Here is a 16,160-nt window from a genome sequence, read left to right as displayed (position 1 = left end):
GGGGAAACGCCGAGGGGACCGGCCCACGAAGGGTCGGTCCCCTGAAACGGTCGCGGCGTCAGCGCTGCTCGGAGATCCAGCCGTTCTGCACGGCGCGGACGCCCGCCTCGAACCGGCTGCGCGCCCCGAGCCGGGTCATCAGCTCGGAGGCCAGCCGCCGCGCGGTCCGCGGCGACACCCCGAGCCGCTTCGCGATGGTCTCGTCCGTGTGGCCCTCGGCCAGCAGGACCACGACCGTGGCCTGCTGGTCGGTGAGGCCCTGCTCGTCGGCCCTGCTCTCCTCGTTCAGCGGCCGGGCGTCGTTCCAGACGCTGTCGAACAGCGCGCACAGCGCGGTCAGCGTGCCCTCGCCGGTCAGCACGACGGCGCCCTCGGCGCTTTTGGTGCTGTTCACGGGGATGACGGCGGCCTTGCGGTCGAAGACGATCATCCGGGTCGGCAGGGTCGGCACGGTGCGCACCTGGCCGCCCAGCTTGGACAGCCAGCTCACGTACTGGAGGGTGTGCGGGCTGTTGCGGGCGCTGTTGAGGTAGACCGTCCGCAGTCGGACCCCCCGGTCGAGGAGTTCCTGGTTGAGCGGCTTCGCGGCCTCGATGTGCTCCGGGCGCTGGGGCCCGTCCGGGGCGAAGGTCATGACCTCCTCCCGGGTGTCCCGGCTGAGGGCGGCGAGCCCGTCGCGGATCTGGTCGATCCCGGTCAGCCGCTCACTGTGCGGGCGGGTGGCGGCCGGCCGTATCTCCTCGTACTCCGCGATCAGCTGGGCCGCGGCCGCCCGCGACTCCTCCAGCTGTTTCTGGTGCGCCGCGAGCTCGGCCTGCTGGCGCGCCATGAGCATCTGGAGGCCGACCTCGGGCGATACCGGCCACAGCGTGCCCTCCTGGTCGTAGGAGGGGCGCAGCAGCGCCAGTTCGCTCAGGGTGTCGAGACCGTACCGGACCTGCTCGGGAGTGAGTCCCAGCCGCTCCGCCAGGCCCGCCACGCCGTCGCGCGGCTGTGCCAGGAGGCCCCGGTAAACGGCCTCGGCGATGGAATCAAGACCAAGCGCCTTGAGCACGGCACATCTCTCCCCCCGGAGATCTCGTGTGTTTAGGGGCTCCATCATCACACGCGTGGCCAGTTTTCTACAGAAGGCGGTGTGGACTGTACCGGCCATTGCCGGAATGGGACTTCTGTTCTTCTTCTTCCTGGTTCGTCCTTTGGGGAAAATGCCGGGTGTGTATCTCGTTCACACCGAACTCCTCAATAGGAAGGCGGAGTTGTGCATCCCTCAGAACCTCGCGGATCTCCTCCGTGACCTGGCGCTTCCCGGTGACGGTGTGGAGCACGTGGTCGTCCACCCCCGTCCGGACAACGGGGTGACGGTGGGGGTCTATCTGCTCGCCGACCGCCTCCGGGTCGCGGAGGAGACGGCGGCACGGCTGTGCCTGCGCGCGGTCGCCGAGATCGGTCCGCTGCCGGGGTGGCGGGTCGGCCGTTCGGAGGCGCCGCTGCTCGCGCCCTACGGCTTCGACGGATTCGTGGGCTGAGCCCCTGGGACGCGGTCCGTTGACCTCTTCGGTCCAGGGCCCGTTCCGTCCACCGGAAGTCCCTTCCGAACGCCTTTCGGCCTGACGAAGCTTTGTCTCACCGAAGGACACCCCACCGATTCGTAAGGGACTCATACCTTGCTGCGCTTTCGTTCCGCCCGCTGGGCTGCGGTTCTCCTGACGGCTCTCGCTCTGCTGGTCCCGGCGTTCGGCTCGGCCGACGGCTCCGCCGACACCGTGGTCACCGCCGCCGCCCTGGACGACGTGATCTGGGGCTGACGCCCGCCCCGACGCCCAGGCGTCGACCTTCGGAACGGGACGCGGGCGCCCGGGGTGCCCCTTCCAGAACGCCGAACGGCATCGAAGACAGAGTCTTCGGTGCCGTTTCGTCGTACGCGGGGTCCTCCGCCGCGGGGGCTTTCCGTCGTACGCGGGGTCCTCCGCCGCAGGGGCCGTTCAGGCCGTCCGCAGCTCGTGGCCCCGCCACAGGGCGAGCAGGACCGGGGAGTCGGCGAGGACGTCGCCCACGAGCACCGGATCCCGCGTGGGGTGCGCCGCTCCGACCCGCTCGCACTCCGCGCAGAGGGTCATGCGGAGGCTCGCGACCCACGTTCCGTACGGCCCACCACAGGAGTCGCACTCCGCGCCTCGCCGGCCCGCGACCATGCCCCGCCCTCCCCTGGAGACGCCGTCAGCTCCCAGGGGTCTTCCCCGTCACGCCGAAAACGAACGGGTGTTTACGGCCATGTCCTGGCGCACACCGGAGTGCGCCGCCCCGGACCCGCCCCGCACCCGCTCCGCACCCGCTCCGCACCCGCCCCGGACCCGCTCCGCGCCGGCGCCGCGCGGTCCCCGCTCAGCCCCGGCGCTTCGGCAGGTGGCGGTAGCCCGGGTGCACGCCGGGGGTGAGGCCCTGCTGTTCGGCGATCCGCCCGAGGAGCGCCGTCAGCCGGGCCCGGTCCTCCTCGTCGAGCGCCGCGAACAGGTCGTCCTCGTGCAGCGCGGCGACCTCGCGGACCCGTCCGAGCACGCGGCGCCCTTCCTCGGAGAGGTACAGCTCGTGGTGGCGGCGGTCCTCGGCGCTGCGGCGGCGCTCGACGAACCCCTTCTTCTCCAGGCTGTCGATGAGCGCGACCACCCGGCTCGGGACGACGCCGAGGTCCGCGGCGAGGGAGCGCTGACTCCGTCCCGGCTCCATGGCGATCATCCGCAGCAGCCCGACGTCCGGCGGGGCGAGACCCAGCTCGCCGACGCGCTCGCCGAAGCGTCCCGCCGCGTGCGCCCCGAGCTGAGCGAGCAGAAACGCTCCGCCGCGCGGGGGCGGGGCCGTCCCCGCTCCGGGATCTTCCACTGGTTGCCGCTCACTGCTCACGGGGCTATCGTACGCGACAAGAATGATTCTCCATTGTGAACTATTCTCATGAGAGAACGGACTGGACCCGTGTCTGCAGCAGAGAGCCGGACCGACCCCCGACCGACCCGGACCCCCCGAGCGCGCCGGGAGGCCCAGGCAGGACCCCCGCCCGGCGTGCTCGCCGTGGTGTTCACCGGGCTGTTCCTGGCCGGCCTGGTGCTCGGCACCGTGCTCGCCGGCGGCGAGCCCTTCCCCTCCCCCTTCGGCGAGACCGGCGAGATCGTGGCCTACTTCCGCGCCCACTCCGACGCCGTCGGGATCTCCGGGGCCCTCCAGTTCGCGGCCTCGATCCCGCTGGCCGTCTACGCCGCCACGGTCTCGGCCCGGCTGCACCGGCTCGGCGTCCGCGCCCCCGGCGCGACCGTCGCCCTGGCCGGCGGCCTCCTCGCCGCCGGGTTCCTGGCCTGCTGCGGCCTGGTGAGCTGGACCCTGTCGCGTACGGAGGTGCTGGAGCTCCCGCCGCTCGCCCGGGCCCTGCAGTACCTGGCCTTCGCCACCGGCGGTCCGGGCCACGTCGTGGCGCTGGGCCTGCTGGTGGCCGGGATCGCCGTCCCCGGGCTCCTCGCCGGACTGCTGCCCCGCGCGTTCGCCGTGACCGGCCTCGTCCTGGCGGCGGTCGCCGGACTCTCCGCCCTCACCCTGCTCGCCGACGCCGCCGCCCCGCTGCTGCCGTCGGCCCGCTTCACCTGCCTGGGCTGGCTGATCGCCGCCGGCTTCCTGCTGCCCCGGCGCCGCACCCGTACCGAGCCCCTCCACCGCACCGGCAAGGAGCACTGACATGCCCGAGAACCTGACGGACAAGCTCGTGCGCTTCCAGCAGCCCGAGAAGACCCTCCGCTACCTGGGGGAGCTGCCCGACACGCGCCTCGCCGGCCTCTTCGGCCTCGACCCCGACGCGTACCGGACGCTGCTGCGGGACTTCGACGACCGGACCCGGGACACCGCGGCCGAACTGCTCAAGGACCCCGCCTTCGCCGCCCGCGCCGACCGGCTGCCCTTCCGGCCGGGGCAGCGGGTCGTGGCCCTCGGCGAGAGCACCACCGCCGACCGGCTCTCCTGGTTCTCGATCCTGCGCCACCTCCTCCCGGACGGCGTCGAACTCGTCAACCTCGCCGTCTCCGGCTCCACCACCACCCAGGCCCTCGCCCAGCTGCCCCGGCTCGGCCTCCCGCGCCCCGACTGGATCCTGTGCATGCTCGGCGCGAACGACGCCCAGCGGCTGGGCCGCGGCGCGGAGTCCGCCGGCACCCGGCTGGTCAGCGCGGCGGAGACCGAGCGCAACCTCCTCGCCCTGCGGGAGCTCGCCGGGCGCGGCGGGCTCCCCGGCCCGGACCGCTGGATCTGGCTCACCCCGAGCGCGGTGGACCAGGAGCGGGCCGACGCCTCTCCGCACTTCCGGCGCGCCGGGATCGGCTGGGCGAGCGAGGACGTCGATGCCGTCGCCGACTTCCTCCTCGCACAGCCGGAACGCACCGTCGACACCCGGCCCGCCACCGCCGGACTGCACCTGGACGACGGGATCCACCTCACGCTCGACGGCCAGCGCGCCGTCACCGTCGCCCTCGTCCATGCCCTGACCGAGGAGCGCACCTCATGGAACTGATGCTCTTCGGCGTCACCGGCGGTACGGGCGCGCGGCTCCTGGCCCAGGCCCTCGCCGCCGGCCACCGGGTCACGGCCGTCGCCCGCGACCCCGCCCGGGTCCCCGTCGCGGACCCGGGGGCCGGGCTGACCGTCCTGCCCGGCGACGTCCTCGCCCCCGAGTCCTGGCGGGAGGCCGTCGCCGGCCACGACGCCGTCCTCTCCTGCCTCGGCAGCACCGACCGCAAGCACCCCACCACCGTCTACTCGCAGGGCACGCGGAACATCGTCGAGGCCATGCGCGCCTCCGGCGTCGGCCGGCTGCTCTGCCTCTCGTCCGCCGGCCTGGAGATCACCCCGGAGGTGCCGCTGCCGCAGCGGCTCGTCACCCGGTACGTGATCCAGCGGCTCTACCGGCACGGCTACGCCGACATGGCCCGGATGGAGGGCTTCGTACGGTCGCCCGCCGCGGACGGCACCGTGTGGACGGTGGTCCGGCCCCCGATGCTGACCGACGGCCCGCTGACCGGCACCTACCGGACCGCGGAGAACGCGCCCCTGGCACGGCCGAAGTCCCTCTCCCGCGCGGACCTCGCGCACTACCTGCTCACCCACGTCGACGACCCCCGCGCCCACCGGGCCGTCGTGGAGGTCGCGTACTGACACCACGGCAGGAGGACACCGCGGAAGGACGCCCCAGGAGGGCGTCCCGGCCAAGAAGCCAGGCTCATATGTGCGGCTCCTCGCACGCCCGTGCGTCCGGTGCGGAAGAATGGTGCGGTGACCTCTCCCCGTTCCCCGCGCCCTTCCGCCCCGGTGGCCCGGCTGATCGCCACCGACCTCGACGGCACCCTGCTGCGCGACGACAAGTCCGTGTCCCCGCGCACGGTCGCCGCCCTCGCGGCCGCCGAGCAGGCCGGGATCGAGGTCTTCTTCGTCACCGGCCGCCCGGCCCGCTGGATGGACGTCGTCAGCGACCACGTCCACGGCCACGGCCTGGCGATCTGCGCCAACGGCGCCGCCGTCGTCGACCTCCACTCGGGAGGCACCTTCCTGGAGGTCCGCCCGCTGGAGCGGCCGGTCGCGCTCGACGTGGTCCGCGCCCTGCGCACCGCCGCGCCGGGGACCTCCTTCGCCGTCGAGCTCACCACCGGCATCCACTACGAGCCGCAGTACCCGCCCTTCTTCCTGGACCCCGGCGCCACCGTCGCCACCGCGGAGAAGCTCCTCTTCGAGGAGAAGCCCGGCTCCGCCGCCCCGGTGCTCAAGCTGCTCGCCCAGCACCCCGAGCTCGACCCGGACGTGTTCCTCGCGCTCGCGCGGGAGGCGGCGGGCGACCGGGCCTCCTTCACCCGCTCCAGCCCGACCGCCCTCATCGAGATCAGCGCGCTCGGCGTCTCGAAGGCCTCCACGCTGGCCCTGTGCTGCGCCGAGCGCGGCATCGCGGCCGAGGAGGTCGTCGCCTTCGGCGACATGCCGAACGACATCGAGATGCTGAGCTGGGCCGGCCGCTCGTACGCCATGGGCAACGCCCACCCGGACGTCATCACCGCCGCCTCGGGCCGCACGGTCGGCAACAACGAGGACGGCGTGGCCGTCGTCATCGAACGACTCGTCGCCGACGCCCTCGGCACCTCGGGGACCTCGGCCTAGAGCCCCCTTCGGGCGGGCGGCGCTACTTCCCGGACACGGCCTGGAGCGGCGCCTCCCACACCACCGTCGTCCCGCCGCCGTCCTCGCCCAGGCCCGGGCCGCACCAGCTCGCGCCGCCGAGCGACTCGGCCCGCCGTGCCAGATTGCGCAGGCCGCTGCGCCGCCCGCCCGCCGGGATGCCGATGCCGTCGTCGGCGACCGAGAGGCGCACCCCGGCGGAGCCGTCCGGCAGGGTGGCTCCGGCGTCGACGACGACCTCGATGCGGCTCGCCTCCGCGTGCCGGAACGCGTTCGAGAGGGCTTCGCGCAGGGCGGCGACGAGGTTCTTGCCGGTGAGCTCGCCGACCGTCGAGTCGATCGCGCCGAGGAAGCGGTGCGCGGGCTTGAAGCCGAGGGGCACGGCCGCCATGTTGATCTCCCGCAGGACGCGGGTGCGCAGCCCCGACGGGGCCTCGGCGGGGCCCTGCTGGAGCGCGAAGATCGCCGTGCGGATCTCCTGGATGGTCACGTCCAGCTCGTCCACGGCCTTGCCCACGCCCTCGCGCACGGCCGGCACGATCGACCTCCGCTGGGCGCTCTCCAGCATCATGCCGGTGGCGAAGAGCCGCTGGATGACCAGGTCGTGCAGGTCGCGGGCGATCCGGTCGCGGTCCTCGAAGACGGCGAGGCGCTCCCGGTCGCGCTGGGCGTCGGCCATCATCAGGGCGAGGGCGGCCTGCGAGGCGAACTGGGTGGCGAGCGTCCGCTCGGCCTCCGTGAACTGCCGTGCGCCGCGTGCCCGGGGCGTGGCGAGCGCGCCGAGGACCCGTCCGCCGCTCTGCAGCGGCAGCACCATGCTCGGCCCGTACGAGGACGTCAGCCGGCTGATCATGCGCGGGTCCGTCGAGACGTCGGCCACGAAGACGGCCTCGCCCTCCAGGAGCTCCCTCACCACGGCGCTCTCGGGCGGGATCACCATGCCCAGCGACTTCGTGGGCCGGGGCGAGGAGACGGCGACGATCTCCAGACCGCCCTCCTCGGCGGGCAGCAGCACGATCCCGGCGTCCGCGTCGGCGAGCCTGCGGGCCTGTTCGGCGACGACCGTGAGGGCGTCGTCCGCGTCGCCGCCGGAGAGCAGGGCGGTGGTGACGGCGACCGAGCCGTCGATCCACCGTTCGCGCTGCCGGGCCGCCTCGTACAGGCGGGCGTTGCCGATCGCGATGCCCGCCTCGGTGGCGAGGACCCGGACCATGTGCACGTCGTAGTCGTTGAACTCGCCGCCGCCGTGCTTCTCCGCGAGGTAGAGGTTGCCGAAGATCTCGCCCTGGACCCGGATGGGGACGCCGAGGAAGGTCCGCATCGGCGGATGTCCCGGCGGGAAGCCCGCCGCGCGCGGATCGGTGGACAGATCGGCGAGGCGGATGGTCTGCGGGTCGCGGATCAGCGCGCCGAGCAGTCCCGCGTGGCCGTCGGGGCGGTGGCCGATCCGGCGGGCCACGTCCTCGCCGACGCCGAAGGTGACGAAGTCGGACAGGCCCTCGCCCTCCTCGTCGACGACGCCGATCGCGGCGTACCGGGCGTCCGCGAGTTCGGCGGCGGTCTCGCAGATCCGGTCGAGGGTGGAGTGGAGTTCGAGTCCGGTGCCGACCGATCGCATGGCCTCCAGGAGCTGCGGCACGCGGGCGGTGAGCTCCGTGGACAGGCCCTGGAGGCTGCGGGTGGCCCGGGTGGCGGCTTCCAGGGGGTCCGGGGCGTCGGAGGCGGCAGCGGTCATGACCTTGAGCCTAGTAAGTCCTATTTGGCGAGAAAAGTCGGCCTCCCCGTACCGGTCGCCGCGGAGGTGACGAGCAGATCGGTCTCCCGCTCCCGCTCCAGCATCCGGCGCAGCGGACCGTCCGCCACCGCGAGCTCGGCGTACGGACCGCGCTGCACGGTCCGGCCCTCGTCGAGGACCACCACCTCGTCGACGGCGTCGAGACCGTGCAGCCGGTGGGTGACGAGGACGGTGGTGCGGCCCTCGGTGGCCCGGAGCAGGTCGTCGGTGAGCGCGTCGGCGGTGGCCAGGTCCAGGTGCTCGGCGGGCTCGTCGAGGACGAGGACCGGGAAGTCGGCGAGGAGGGCCCGGGCGAGCGCGAGGCGCTGCCGCTGTCCCCCGGACAGCCGGGAGCCGTGCTCGCCCACGAGCGTGTCGAGTCCGGCGGGCAGCCCGTCGACCCAGTCGAGCAGCCGGGCCCGGCGCAGCGCCTCGCGCAGCTCCTCGTCGTCCGCCCCGACCTTGGCGAGCCGCAGGTTCTCCCGGACGGAGCTGTCGAAGAGATGGGCGTCCTGGGCGCAGAGCCCGACGAACCGCCGGACCGCGTCGCCGTCGAGTTCCCAGGCCGGTACGCCGCCGATCCGGTACGTGCCGTGCTCCACGTCCAGGAACCGCAGCAGCACCTGGGCGAGCGTGGTCTTGCCGGAGCCGGAGGCGCCGACGACCGCGACCCGGCGCCCGGCCTCCAGGGTGAGCCCGAACCCGTCGAGGGCGAGCCGCTCCTGTCCGGGGTGCCGGGCCGAGAGCGCGGCCAGCTCCAGCGGGAACGGGTCCGCCGGGGGAGCGGCGGGCGTCCGCGGCTCGTGCACGGGGACGGGGGCGTCGAGCACCTCGAAGACCCGCTCGGCGCTGCGCTTGATCCGCTGCCGGTACTGGACGGCGAGCGGCAGGCCGGTGACGGCCTCGAAGGCGGCCAGCGGCGTCAGGACGATCACGGCGAGGGCCACCCCGTCGAGCCGCCCGTCCCGTACGGCCTGGACGCCGACGAGCGCGGCGGCCGCGACCGTCAGGCCGCAGACCAGGGCCGAGAGGCCGGCACCGAGCGCGGTGGCGGCGGCCTGCCGGGAGGCGATGGCGGTGAGGACCCGGTCGGCGTCCCGCGTCCGCTCGATCCGGCCCCGGAGCGCACCGGCGACGGTCAGTTCGGCGCAGCCGCGCAGCAGGTCGGCCACGGCGGTCGCCAGGGTGCCGCGCGCGGGGGCGAGCCGCCGCTCGGCCCGGCGGGCGAGGGCTCCGCCGGCCGCCGGCACGGCGACCCCGGCGATCAGCAGGCCCACGGCGAGGACGGCACCGGCCTCGGGCAGCAGCCAGGCGGTGAAGCCGGCGGAGGCGACGCCCACGACGAGCGCCGCGCCCACCGGGAGCAGCCAGCGCAGCCAGTAGTCCTGGAGGGCGTCGACGTCCTGGACGAGCCGCGCGAGGAGGTCACCGCGCCGGGTGCGGCGCAGTCCGGCGGGGGCGATCCGCTCCAGCCGCCGGTAGACGGAGACCCGCAGGTCGGCGAGCATCCGCAGCACGGCGTCGTGCGAGACGAGCCGCTCGGCGTACCGGAAGACGGCCCGGCCGATGCCGAAGGCGCGCGTGGCGGTGACGGCCGTCATCAGATAGAGCACGGGCGGCTGTTCGGAGGCCCGCGAGATGAGCCAGCCGGACACGGCCATGAGCCCGACGGCGGACCCGAGCGCCAGACTCCCGAGCAGCAGAGCGAGCCCCATCCGCCCCTTGAGCTCCCCGGCCGTGCCGCGCACCCGCGCGAGCACCGCCGCCCGGGTGGTGGGCGGCTCGTCGGCACCGGGTGTGGGCGTCCGTTCCGCCAGGGGCGAGGGGGGTGCCTCCTGCCGGAGCGAAGCCGAGGGCTCGGGGGAGGGCGGGTACACCTCCCCGACGGACCCGTCACCGTCCGCCGCATCCGCACCGGGTGAGCCTCCGGGCCCCGCGGCGCCCCCGAGGCTCACCACCCGGTCCGCCACCGCGAGCAGCGCCGGCCGGTGCACCACGAGCAGCACCGTCCGCCCCGCGGCAAGACGCCGGACCGCCTCCACGACCCCCGCCTCCGTCGCACCGTCCAGCGCCGCCGTCGGCTCGTCGAGCAGCAGCAGCGGCCGGTCGGCCAGGAACGCCCGGGCGAGCGCGAGCCGCTGCCGCTGCCCCGCCGAGAGCCCCGCGCCGTCCTCGCCGAGCGGGGTGTCGAGCCCCTGCGGCAGCCCCGCGACGAACCCGGCCGCCCCGGCGTCCCGCAGGGCGTCCCGTACGGCCTCGTCGGAGGCGTCCGGACGGGCGAGCCGTACGTTCTCGGCGACCGTCCCCGCGAAGAGGTACGGGCGCTGCGGGACCCAGGCGATCCGGGACCGCCACTCCTCCGGGTCGAGCGTCCCCAGGTCGATGCCCCCGACCCGTACGGAACCGCCCTCCTCCGGCACCGCGAACCCCAGGACGACGTCGAGCAGCGTCGACTTCCCGGCCCCGCTCGGCCCGACCAGGGCCACCGTCTCCCCCGGCTCGACCGTCAGCGTCGCCGCGTCGAGGGAGGGCTCGGCGCGGCCGGCGTGACGGACGGTCACGCCGTCGAGCTCAAGGCGCACGGACTCCGGGGCGCCCACCGTGCCGCCGTCCCGCACCGGCTGCTCCAGGACGTCGAAGATCTCCTCCGCCGCCGCGAGCCCCTCCGCCGCCGCGTGGTACTGCGCCCCCACCTGCCGCAGCGGAAGGTACGCCTCGGGCGCCAGGATCAGGATGACGAGCCCGGTGTAGAGATCGAGTTCACCGTGGACGAGCCGCATGCCGATGGTCACGGCGACGAGCGCGACCGACAGGGTCGCCAGGAGTTCCAGGGCGAAGGAGGAGAGGAAGGCGATCCGCAGCGTGCGCATCGTCGCCCGGCGGTACTCCGAGGTGATCGCGCGGATCGACTCGGCCTGGGCCTTCGCCCGGCCGAAGATCTTGAGGGTGGGCAGGCCGGCCACCACGTCCAGGAAGTGGCCGGAGAGCCGTGAGAGCAGCTTCCACTGCCGGTCCATCCGGGCCTGGGTGTACCAGCCGATGAGGATCATGAAGACCGGGATGAGCGGCAGCGTGACCACGATGATCGCCGCCGAGACCCAGTCCTCGGTGACGATCCGGGCCAGGACCGCCACCGGCACGACCACCGCGAGGCCCAGCTGCGGCAGATAGCGGGCAAAGTAGTCGTCGAGGGCGTCCACGCCCCGCGTGGCGAGGGCGATCAGCGAACCGGCCTTCTGGCCGCTCAGCCACCCCGGTCCGAGTGCGGCCGCGCGGTCGAGGAGCCGGCCGCGCAGTTCGGACTTGACCGCCGCGCTCGCCCGGTGGGCGGCGAGCTCGGTCAGCCAGGAGACGAGCCCCCGCGCCACCGCGACTCCGGCGAGCACCAGCAGGGGTGTGGTCAGATCGGCGACCGACTGGGCCTTCTGGAAGGCTCCCACCACGATCTCGGCGATGAGCATCGCCTGGGCGATGACCAGCGCCGCTCCGACGAGGCCGAGCACGACCACCGCGATCAGGAAGAGACGGGTGGCCCTGGCGTACCGGAGCAGGCGCGGGTCGATCGGTTTCACGTGAAACATGCCCTTCGGGAGAGCGTCGGCCGCCGAGCGCCGACCGGGGCGTCGGCGGCCGGGTGGCGACTAGTGGGCGTCGGCGATGTGCTGCGTACCGATGCGCTTGCGGAACACCCAGTAGGTCCAGCTCTGGTAGAGCAGCACCAGCGGGGTCGCGATCGCCGCGCACCAGGTCATGATCTTGAGCGTGTACGGGCTCGAGGACGCGTTCGTCACGGTAAGACTCCACTCGGGGTTGAGTGAAGACGGCATGACGTTCGGGAAGAGCGCCAGGAAGAGCATCGCCACGGCGGCGGCGATCGTCACTCCCGAGAGCGCGAACGACCAGCCCTCGCGTCCCGCCTTGACGGCGACGATGGCACCGACCAGCGCCACCACGGCGACCAGCATCGCCACCAGGCTCCGGCCGTCCCCCTTGTCGGCCTGGGTCCAGATCAGGAAGGCCAGGGCGAGCACCGCCGTGACCAGACCCAGCTTGAACGCGAGCGCCCGCGCCCGGCCCCGGATGTCCCCCACCGTCTTGAGCGAGGCGAAGACCGCGCCGTGGAAGGTGAAGAGGGTGAGCGTGACCAGGCCGCCGAGGAGCGCGTACGGGTTGAGCAGGTCCCCGAGGGTGCCGACGTACTCCATGTCGGCGTCGATCTTCACGCCCCGGACGATGTTGCCGAAGGCCACGCCCCAGAGGAACGCGGGGATCAGCGAGGTCCAGAAGATCGCCTGCTCCCAGTTGCGCTGCCAGTTCTCCTCGGGCCGCTTCACGCGGTACTCGAAGGCGACGCCCCGGACGATCAGGCAGACCAGGATGAGCAGCAGGGGCAGGTAGAAGCCGGAGAAGAGCGTCGCGTACCACTCGGGGAACGCGGCGAAGGTCGCGCCGCCGGCGGTGAGCAGCCACACCTCGTTGCCGTCCCAGACGGGTCCGATGGTGTTGATGAGGACCCGCTTCTCGACCCGGTCACGGGCGAGCAGCTTGGTCAGGACGCCGACCCCGAAGTCGAATCCTTCGAGGAAGAAGTAGCCGGTCCAGAGGACGGCGATGAGTACGAACCAGACGTCGTGGAGTTCCATGCCTCGATCTCCTCAGCCTCAGTACGAGAAGGCCATGGGCCGGTCGGGGTCACGGGAGTCCCCGCCGATCTTGGTGGGCGGGTTGAGGTCGTCCTCGGTGAGCTCCGGCGGGCCCGCCTTGACGTACTTGACGAGGAGCTTGACCTCGATGACGGCGAGGACCGCGTAGAGGGTGGTGAAGACGATCATCGAGGTGAGGACCTCGCCCTGGGAGACGCCGGGGGAGACCGCGTCACGGGTGCGCAGCACTCCGTAGACGACCCAGGGCTGACGGCCCATCTCGGTGAAGATCCAGCCCCAGGAGTTGGCGATCAGCGGGAACGCCATCGTCCAGAGGGCGACGATCCAGTACCACCTGCCCAGGCGGGGGCTGAGCGCCTTCCGCTTGAACAGGACCAGGTTCGGCACCTCGTCCTCACCGGTGCGCAACCCCGGTGCCAGCATGAACTTCTTCCGGGTCAGCCAGAGACCGAGCATGCCGATGCCCAGCGAGGCCATGCCGAAGCCGATCATCCAGCGGAAGCCCCAGTAGGCGACGGGGATGTTGGGCCGGTAGTCGCCGGGGCCGAACTTCTCCTGCTCGGCCTTGTTCACGTCGTTGATGCCCGGGACGTACGAGCTGAAGTCGTCGTTCGCGAGGAAGGACAGCAGGCCCGGCACCTCTATGGCCACCGTGTTGTGGCCCTTCTCGACGTCGCCGTAGGCGAAGATCGAGAAGGGTGCGGGTGCCTCGCCGTCCCAGAGCGCCTCGGCGGCGGCCATCTTCATCGGCTGCTGCTTGAACATGACCTTGCCGAGCAGGTCGCCGCTGATGGCGGTGCCGAGACCGGCGATGATCAGCGTGATCAGACCGAGCCGCAGCGAGGTCCGCATGATCGGGATGTGCTTCTTGCGCGCCAGGTGGAAGGCGGAGATGCCCACCATGAACGCGCCGCCGACCAGGAACGCCGCCGTCATCGTGTGGAAGAACTGGGTGAGCGCGGTGTTCTGGGTGAGCACCTGCCAGAAGTCGGTGAGCTCCGCCCGGCCGCGTTCCTTGTCGATCCGGTAGCCCACGGGGTGCTGCATCCAGGAGTTGGCCGCCAGGATGAAGTACGCGGAGAGGATCGTGCCGATCGACACCATCCAGATGCAGGCGAGGTGGATCTTCTTCGGCAGCTTGTCCCAGCCGAAGATCCACAGACCGATGAAGGTCGACTCGAAGAAGAAGGCGATCAGCGCCTCGAAGGCGAGCGGGGCGCCGAAGATGTCGCCGACGAAGCGGGAGTAGTCGGACCAGTTCATGCCGAACTGGAACTCCTGCACGATCCCGGTGACCACACCCATGGCGATGTTGATCAGGAAGAGCTTGCCCCAGAACTTCGTCGCCCTGAGGTACTTCTCCTTGCCCGTGCGGACCCAGGCGGTCTGGATGCCGGCGGTGAGCGCGGCAAGCGAGATCGTCAGGGGTACGAACAGGAAGTGGTAGACGGTGGTGATGCCGAACTGCCAGCGCGCCAGAGTCTCCGGCGCCAAAGCTAGGTTCACGTCTTCTCCTTACTCGACGTGGTCACAGCGGGCAGTCTGCCTGGCGGGTTCCACCCAAACTGGGAGGAAGCAGGACACGCTTGTGAACGCGTTCACATTCACAAGCATTATTGCTTATACGAAATCCGCACCGTAAGGCGGGGGGCTGTACCGCGGGTCACACTTTCCGGCCACTTCAACATATTGTTGAATCCGAGGCATGACTCTTCGGATACGCGTCTCCTGGCCCGCCGGCCACACCACGGCCACCCTTGAGGAAACCCCCACGAGCAAAGCGCTCGTGGGGGCTCTCCCGATCGTCTCCACCGCACACACCTGGGGCGAGGAGGTCTACTTCGACACTCCGGTCTCCACCGCCCTCGAGTCCGACGCCCAGCAGGTCGTCGAGCCGGGCACGGTGGCGTTCTGGACGGAGGGCGACGCACTCGCCCTCCCCTACGGCCCGACGCCGATCTCCCGGGGCGGGGAATGCCGGCTCGCCAGCCCGTGCAACCTGCTCGGCGAGCTCGACGACGACCCGCGCGTCCTGGCGTCCGTCCGGGACGGCGACCCGATCCGCGTCGAACTCGTCACGGACTGACCGGCCCGCCCGCGGGGGTCGTCAGCGGCTGATCACCCCTCCTTGCGGAAGCCCTCCGCCGCCTTCAGGAACAGGTCGTTGGCCTCGCACTCACCGATCGTGACGCGCACGCCCTCGCCCGCGAACGGCCGCACCATCACGCCGTGCCGCTCGCACTCCGCCGCGAACTCCATGGTCCGCTCGCCGAGCCGCAGCCAGACGAAGTTGGCCTGGGTGTCCGGCACGGTCCACCCCTGGGCCACGAGCCCCGCGTGGACCCGCTCGCGCTCCGCCACCAGCGAGCCGACCCGGCCGAGCAGCTCGTCCTCGGCCCTCAGCGAGGCCACCGCCGCGTCCTGCGCCAGCTGGCTCACGCCGAACGGCACCGCCGTCTTGCGCAGCGCCGCCGCCACCGGCTCGTGGGCGACCGCGAAGCCGACCCGCAGCCCCGCCAGGCCGTACGCCTTGGAGAAGGTGCGCAGCACGGCGACGTTGGGCCGGTCGCGGTAGAGCTCGATGCCGTCCGGGATGTCGCTGTCGCGGACGAACTCCCGGTAGGCCTCGTCGATCACGACGAGGACGTCGGAGGGCACCCGCTCCAGGAAGCGCTCCAGCTCGGCCCGTCGCACGGCGGTGCCCGTGGGGTTGTTGGGGTTGCACACGAAGATCAGCCGGGTCCGCTCGGTGATCGCCTCGGCCATCGCGTCGAGGTCGTGCACCTCGCCCTCGGTCAGCGGCACCTGCACGGAGGTGGCCCCGCTGATCTGCGTGATGATCGGGTACGCCTCGAAGGAGCGCCAGGCGTAGATCACCTCGTCGCCCGGGCCCGAGGTGGCCTGGAGCAGCGACTGCGCGACGCCGACCGAGCCGGTGCCGGTGGCCAGGTGGGAGACGGGCACGCCGAAGCGGTTCGCCAGCTCCTCCGTCAGACCGCTGCAGGCCATGTCGGGGTAGCGGTTGAAGCTCGCGGCGGCGGCCAGCGTGCTCTCCATGACCCCCGGCAGCGGCGGGTAGGGGTTCTCGTTGGAGGACAGCTTGAAGGCCACGGGACCGCCCGCGGCGGCCGGCTTGCCCGGCTTGTAGGTGGGGACACCGTCCAGCTCGGCGCGCAGCCTGGGGCTGCCGGTGCTCGTCCCGCTGGTCTCGCTCACAGTGTGGCCTCCTCGACCGTCCGTACCGCCAATACTCCTCACCTTAAGAGGATTCGCCGCCGCTGCGAATGGGCTGTGGACAACAGGAGGGACACGCTGTGGACACGGGGGCGCTCGCGCCCCGGAAGAGGGAGCCGCCCGCGCCCCGGCGGAGAGGGGCGCGCGACAGGGTGGCGTGCGCCGGTGGCGGGCGCCGTGGCGCGCATCCCCCGTAGAGGTGAGTTGAGACCTCTTCGAGACCTCGACCCCTCGCCAGGCCTACGCCGTTCGATCGCCATAGATCGCACGTCAGAATCCCTAACTACCTTTGATTC

The 16,160-nt window shown here is 72.4% G+C and carries 15 protein-coding genes; 7 read left to right on the top strand and 8 right to left on the bottom strand.

Features of this window, described 5'->3' with window-relative positions:
- Positions 1-58: 58 nt before the first annotated feature.
- Entirely contained in the window at positions 59-1,054 is a 996-nt protein-coding gene (locus ACFYUZ_RS07060; protein WP_389306841.1) for a LuxR C-terminal-related transcriptional regulator, read from the bottom strand.
- Between the two features lie 160 nt (positions 1,055-1,214).
- Between ACFYUZ_RS07060 and ACFYUZ_RS07055 the strand changes: the two genes are divergently transcribed.
- Both ACFYUZ_RS07055 and ACFYUZ_RS07050 read left to right on the top strand, forming a co-directional pair.
- On the top strand, positions 1,215-1,526 hold the full coding sequence (locus ACFYUZ_RS07055; protein ID WP_389306839.1) for a hypothetical protein: 312 nt from the start codon (positions 1,215-1,217) through the stop codon (positions 1,524-1,526).
- A gap of 138 nt (positions 1,527-1,664) precedes the next feature.
- Positions 1,665-1,805, top strand: a complete 141-nt coding sequence (locus tag ACFYUZ_RS07050; protein ID WP_389306838.1) for a hypothetical protein — start codon at positions 1,665-1,667, stop codon at positions 1,803-1,805.
- Positions 1,806-1,982: 177 nt separating this feature from the next.
- On the opposite strand, the gene ACFYUZ_RS07045 is transcribed toward ACFYUZ_RS07050, so the two are convergent.
- Positions 1,983-2,117 carry a hypothetical protein gene (locus ACFYUZ_RS07045; protein ID WP_389306837.1) on the bottom strand — a complete coding sequence of 45 codons (135 nt, stop codon included), beginning with the start codon at positions 2,115-2,117 and terminating at the stop codon, positions 1,983-1,985.
- A 265-nt stretch (positions 2,118-2,382) separates the two neighbouring features.
- Complete coding sequence (locus ACFYUZ_RS07040) at positions 2,383-2,898, bottom strand: MarR family winged helix-turn-helix transcriptional regulator (protein WP_389306836.1); 516 nt, start codon at positions 2,896-2,898, stop codon at positions 2,383-2,385.
- A 156-nt stretch (positions 2,899-3,054) separates the two neighbouring features.
- On the opposite strand from ACFYUZ_RS07040, the gene ACFYUZ_RS07035 reads away from it, so the two are divergent.
- The 4 genes from ACFYUZ_RS07035 (at position 3,055) to ACFYUZ_RS07020 (ending at position 6,174) form a co-directional block, all read left to right on the top strand.
- Complete coding sequence (locus ACFYUZ_RS07035) at positions 3,055-3,717, top strand: hypothetical protein (RefSeq protein WP_389306835.1); 663 nt, start codon at positions 3,055-3,057, stop codon at positions 3,715-3,717.
- Position 3,718: 1 nt separating this feature from the next.
- The gene (locus ACFYUZ_RS07030; RefSeq protein ID WP_389306834.1) at positions 3,719-4,543 is read left to right on the top strand and encodes an SGNH/GDSL hydrolase family protein; all 825 of its coding nucleotides are present in this window, start codon (positions 3,719-3,721) and stop codon (positions 4,541-4,543) included.
- Complete coding sequence (locus ACFYUZ_RS07025) at positions 4,534-5,184, top strand: NAD(P)-dependent oxidoreductase (protein ID WP_389306833.1); 651 nt, start codon at positions 4,534-4,536, stop codon at positions 5,182-5,184. The genes ACFYUZ_RS07030 and ACFYUZ_RS07025 overlap by 10 nt, the downstream gene beginning before the upstream one ends.
- Before the next feature lie 117 nt (positions 5,185-5,301).
- Positions 5,302-6,174, top strand: coding sequence for a Cof-type HAD-IIB family hydrolase (locus ACFYUZ_RS07020; protein ID WP_389306832.1), 873 nt, complete (start codon positions 5,302-5,304; stop codon positions 6,172-6,174).
- 22 nt (positions 6,175-6,196) lie between these two features.
- Here ACFYUZ_RS07020 and ACFYUZ_RS07015 read toward each other — a convergent pair whose 3' ends face one another.
- From ACFYUZ_RS07015 to ACFYUZ_RS07000, 4 genes are all read right to left on the bottom strand, one after another.
- Positions 6,197-7,927 (bottom strand): GAF domain-containing sensor histidine kinase, encoded by a 1,731-nt coding sequence (locus tag ACFYUZ_RS07015; RefSeq protein ID WP_389306831.1) that lies wholly within the window; start codon positions 7,925-7,927, stop codon positions 6,197-6,199.
- A 20-nt stretch (positions 7,928-7,947) separates the two neighbouring features.
- Entirely contained in the window at positions 7,948-11,538 is a 3,591-nt protein-coding gene (gene cydD, locus ACFYUZ_RS07010; protein ID WP_389306829.1) for a thiol reductant ABC exporter subunit CydD, read from the bottom strand.
- A gap of 69 nt (positions 11,539-11,607) precedes the next feature.
- Positions 11,608-12,609: a cytochrome d ubiquinol oxidase subunit II gene (gene cydB / locus ACFYUZ_RS07005; RefSeq protein ID WP_389306828.1), complete on the bottom strand. Its 1,002-nt coding sequence runs from the start codon at positions 12,607-12,609 to the stop codon at positions 11,608-11,610.
- Positions 12,610-12,627: 18 nt separating this feature from the next.
- Positions 12,628-14,136, bottom strand: coding sequence for a cytochrome ubiquinol oxidase subunit I (locus tag ACFYUZ_RS07000; RefSeq protein WP_389306827.1), 1,509 nt, complete (start codon positions 14,134-14,136; stop codon positions 12,628-12,630).
- Positions 14,137-14,335: 199 nt separating this feature from the next.
- On the opposite strand from ACFYUZ_RS07000, the gene ACFYUZ_RS06995 reads away from it, so the two are divergent.
- Positions 14,336-14,716, top strand: a complete 381-nt coding sequence (locus ACFYUZ_RS06995) for a cyclophilin-like fold protein (RefSeq protein WP_389306826.1) — start codon at positions 14,336-14,338, stop codon at positions 14,714-14,716.
- Positions 14,717-14,748: 32 nt separating this feature from the next.
- Here ACFYUZ_RS06995 and hisC read toward each other — a convergent pair whose 3' ends face one another.
- On the bottom strand, positions 14,749-15,846 hold the full coding sequence (hisC, locus tag ACFYUZ_RS06990) for a histidinol-phosphate transaminase (protein ID WP_389306825.1): 1,098 nt from the start codon (positions 15,844-15,846) through the stop codon (positions 14,749-14,751).
- Positions 15,847-16,160: the final 314 nt, after the last annotated feature.

It is taken from the genome of Streptomyces sp. NPDC004266, from assembly GCF_042874095.1.
Classification (GTDB): domain Bacteria; phylum Actinomycetota; class Actinomycetes; order Streptomycetales; family Streptomycetaceae; genus Streptomyces.
Note: the sequence above shows the minus strand (reverse complement) of the source record. Positions and strands in the feature narration are given on the sequence as shown.

Coding starts and splice junctions, on each gene's coding strand:
- ACFYUZ_RS07045 (WP_389306837.1), bottom strand. CDS start 2,117: ATGACCCTCTGCGCGGAGTGCGAGCGGGTCGGAGCGGCGCACCCCACG.
- ACFYUZ_RS07030 (WP_389306834.1), top strand. CDS start 3,719: ATGCCCGAGAACCTGACGGACAAGCTCGTGCGCTTCCAGCAGCCCGAG.
- ACFYUZ_RS07025 (WP_389306833.1), top strand. CDS start 4,534: ATGGAACTGATGCTCTTCGGCGTCACCGGCGGTACGGGCGCGCGGCTC.
- ACFYUZ_RS07015 (WP_389306831.1), bottom strand. CDS start 7,927: ATGACCGCTGCCGCCTCCGACGCCCCGGACCCCCTGGAAGCCGCCACC.
- cydB (WP_389306828.1), bottom strand. CDS start 12,609: ATGGAACTCCACGACGTCTGGTTCGTACTCATCGCCGTCCTCTGGACC.
- ACFYUZ_RS06995 (WP_389306826.1), top strand. CDS start 14,336: ATGACTCTTCGGATACGCGTCTCCTGGCCCGCCGGCCACACCACGGCC.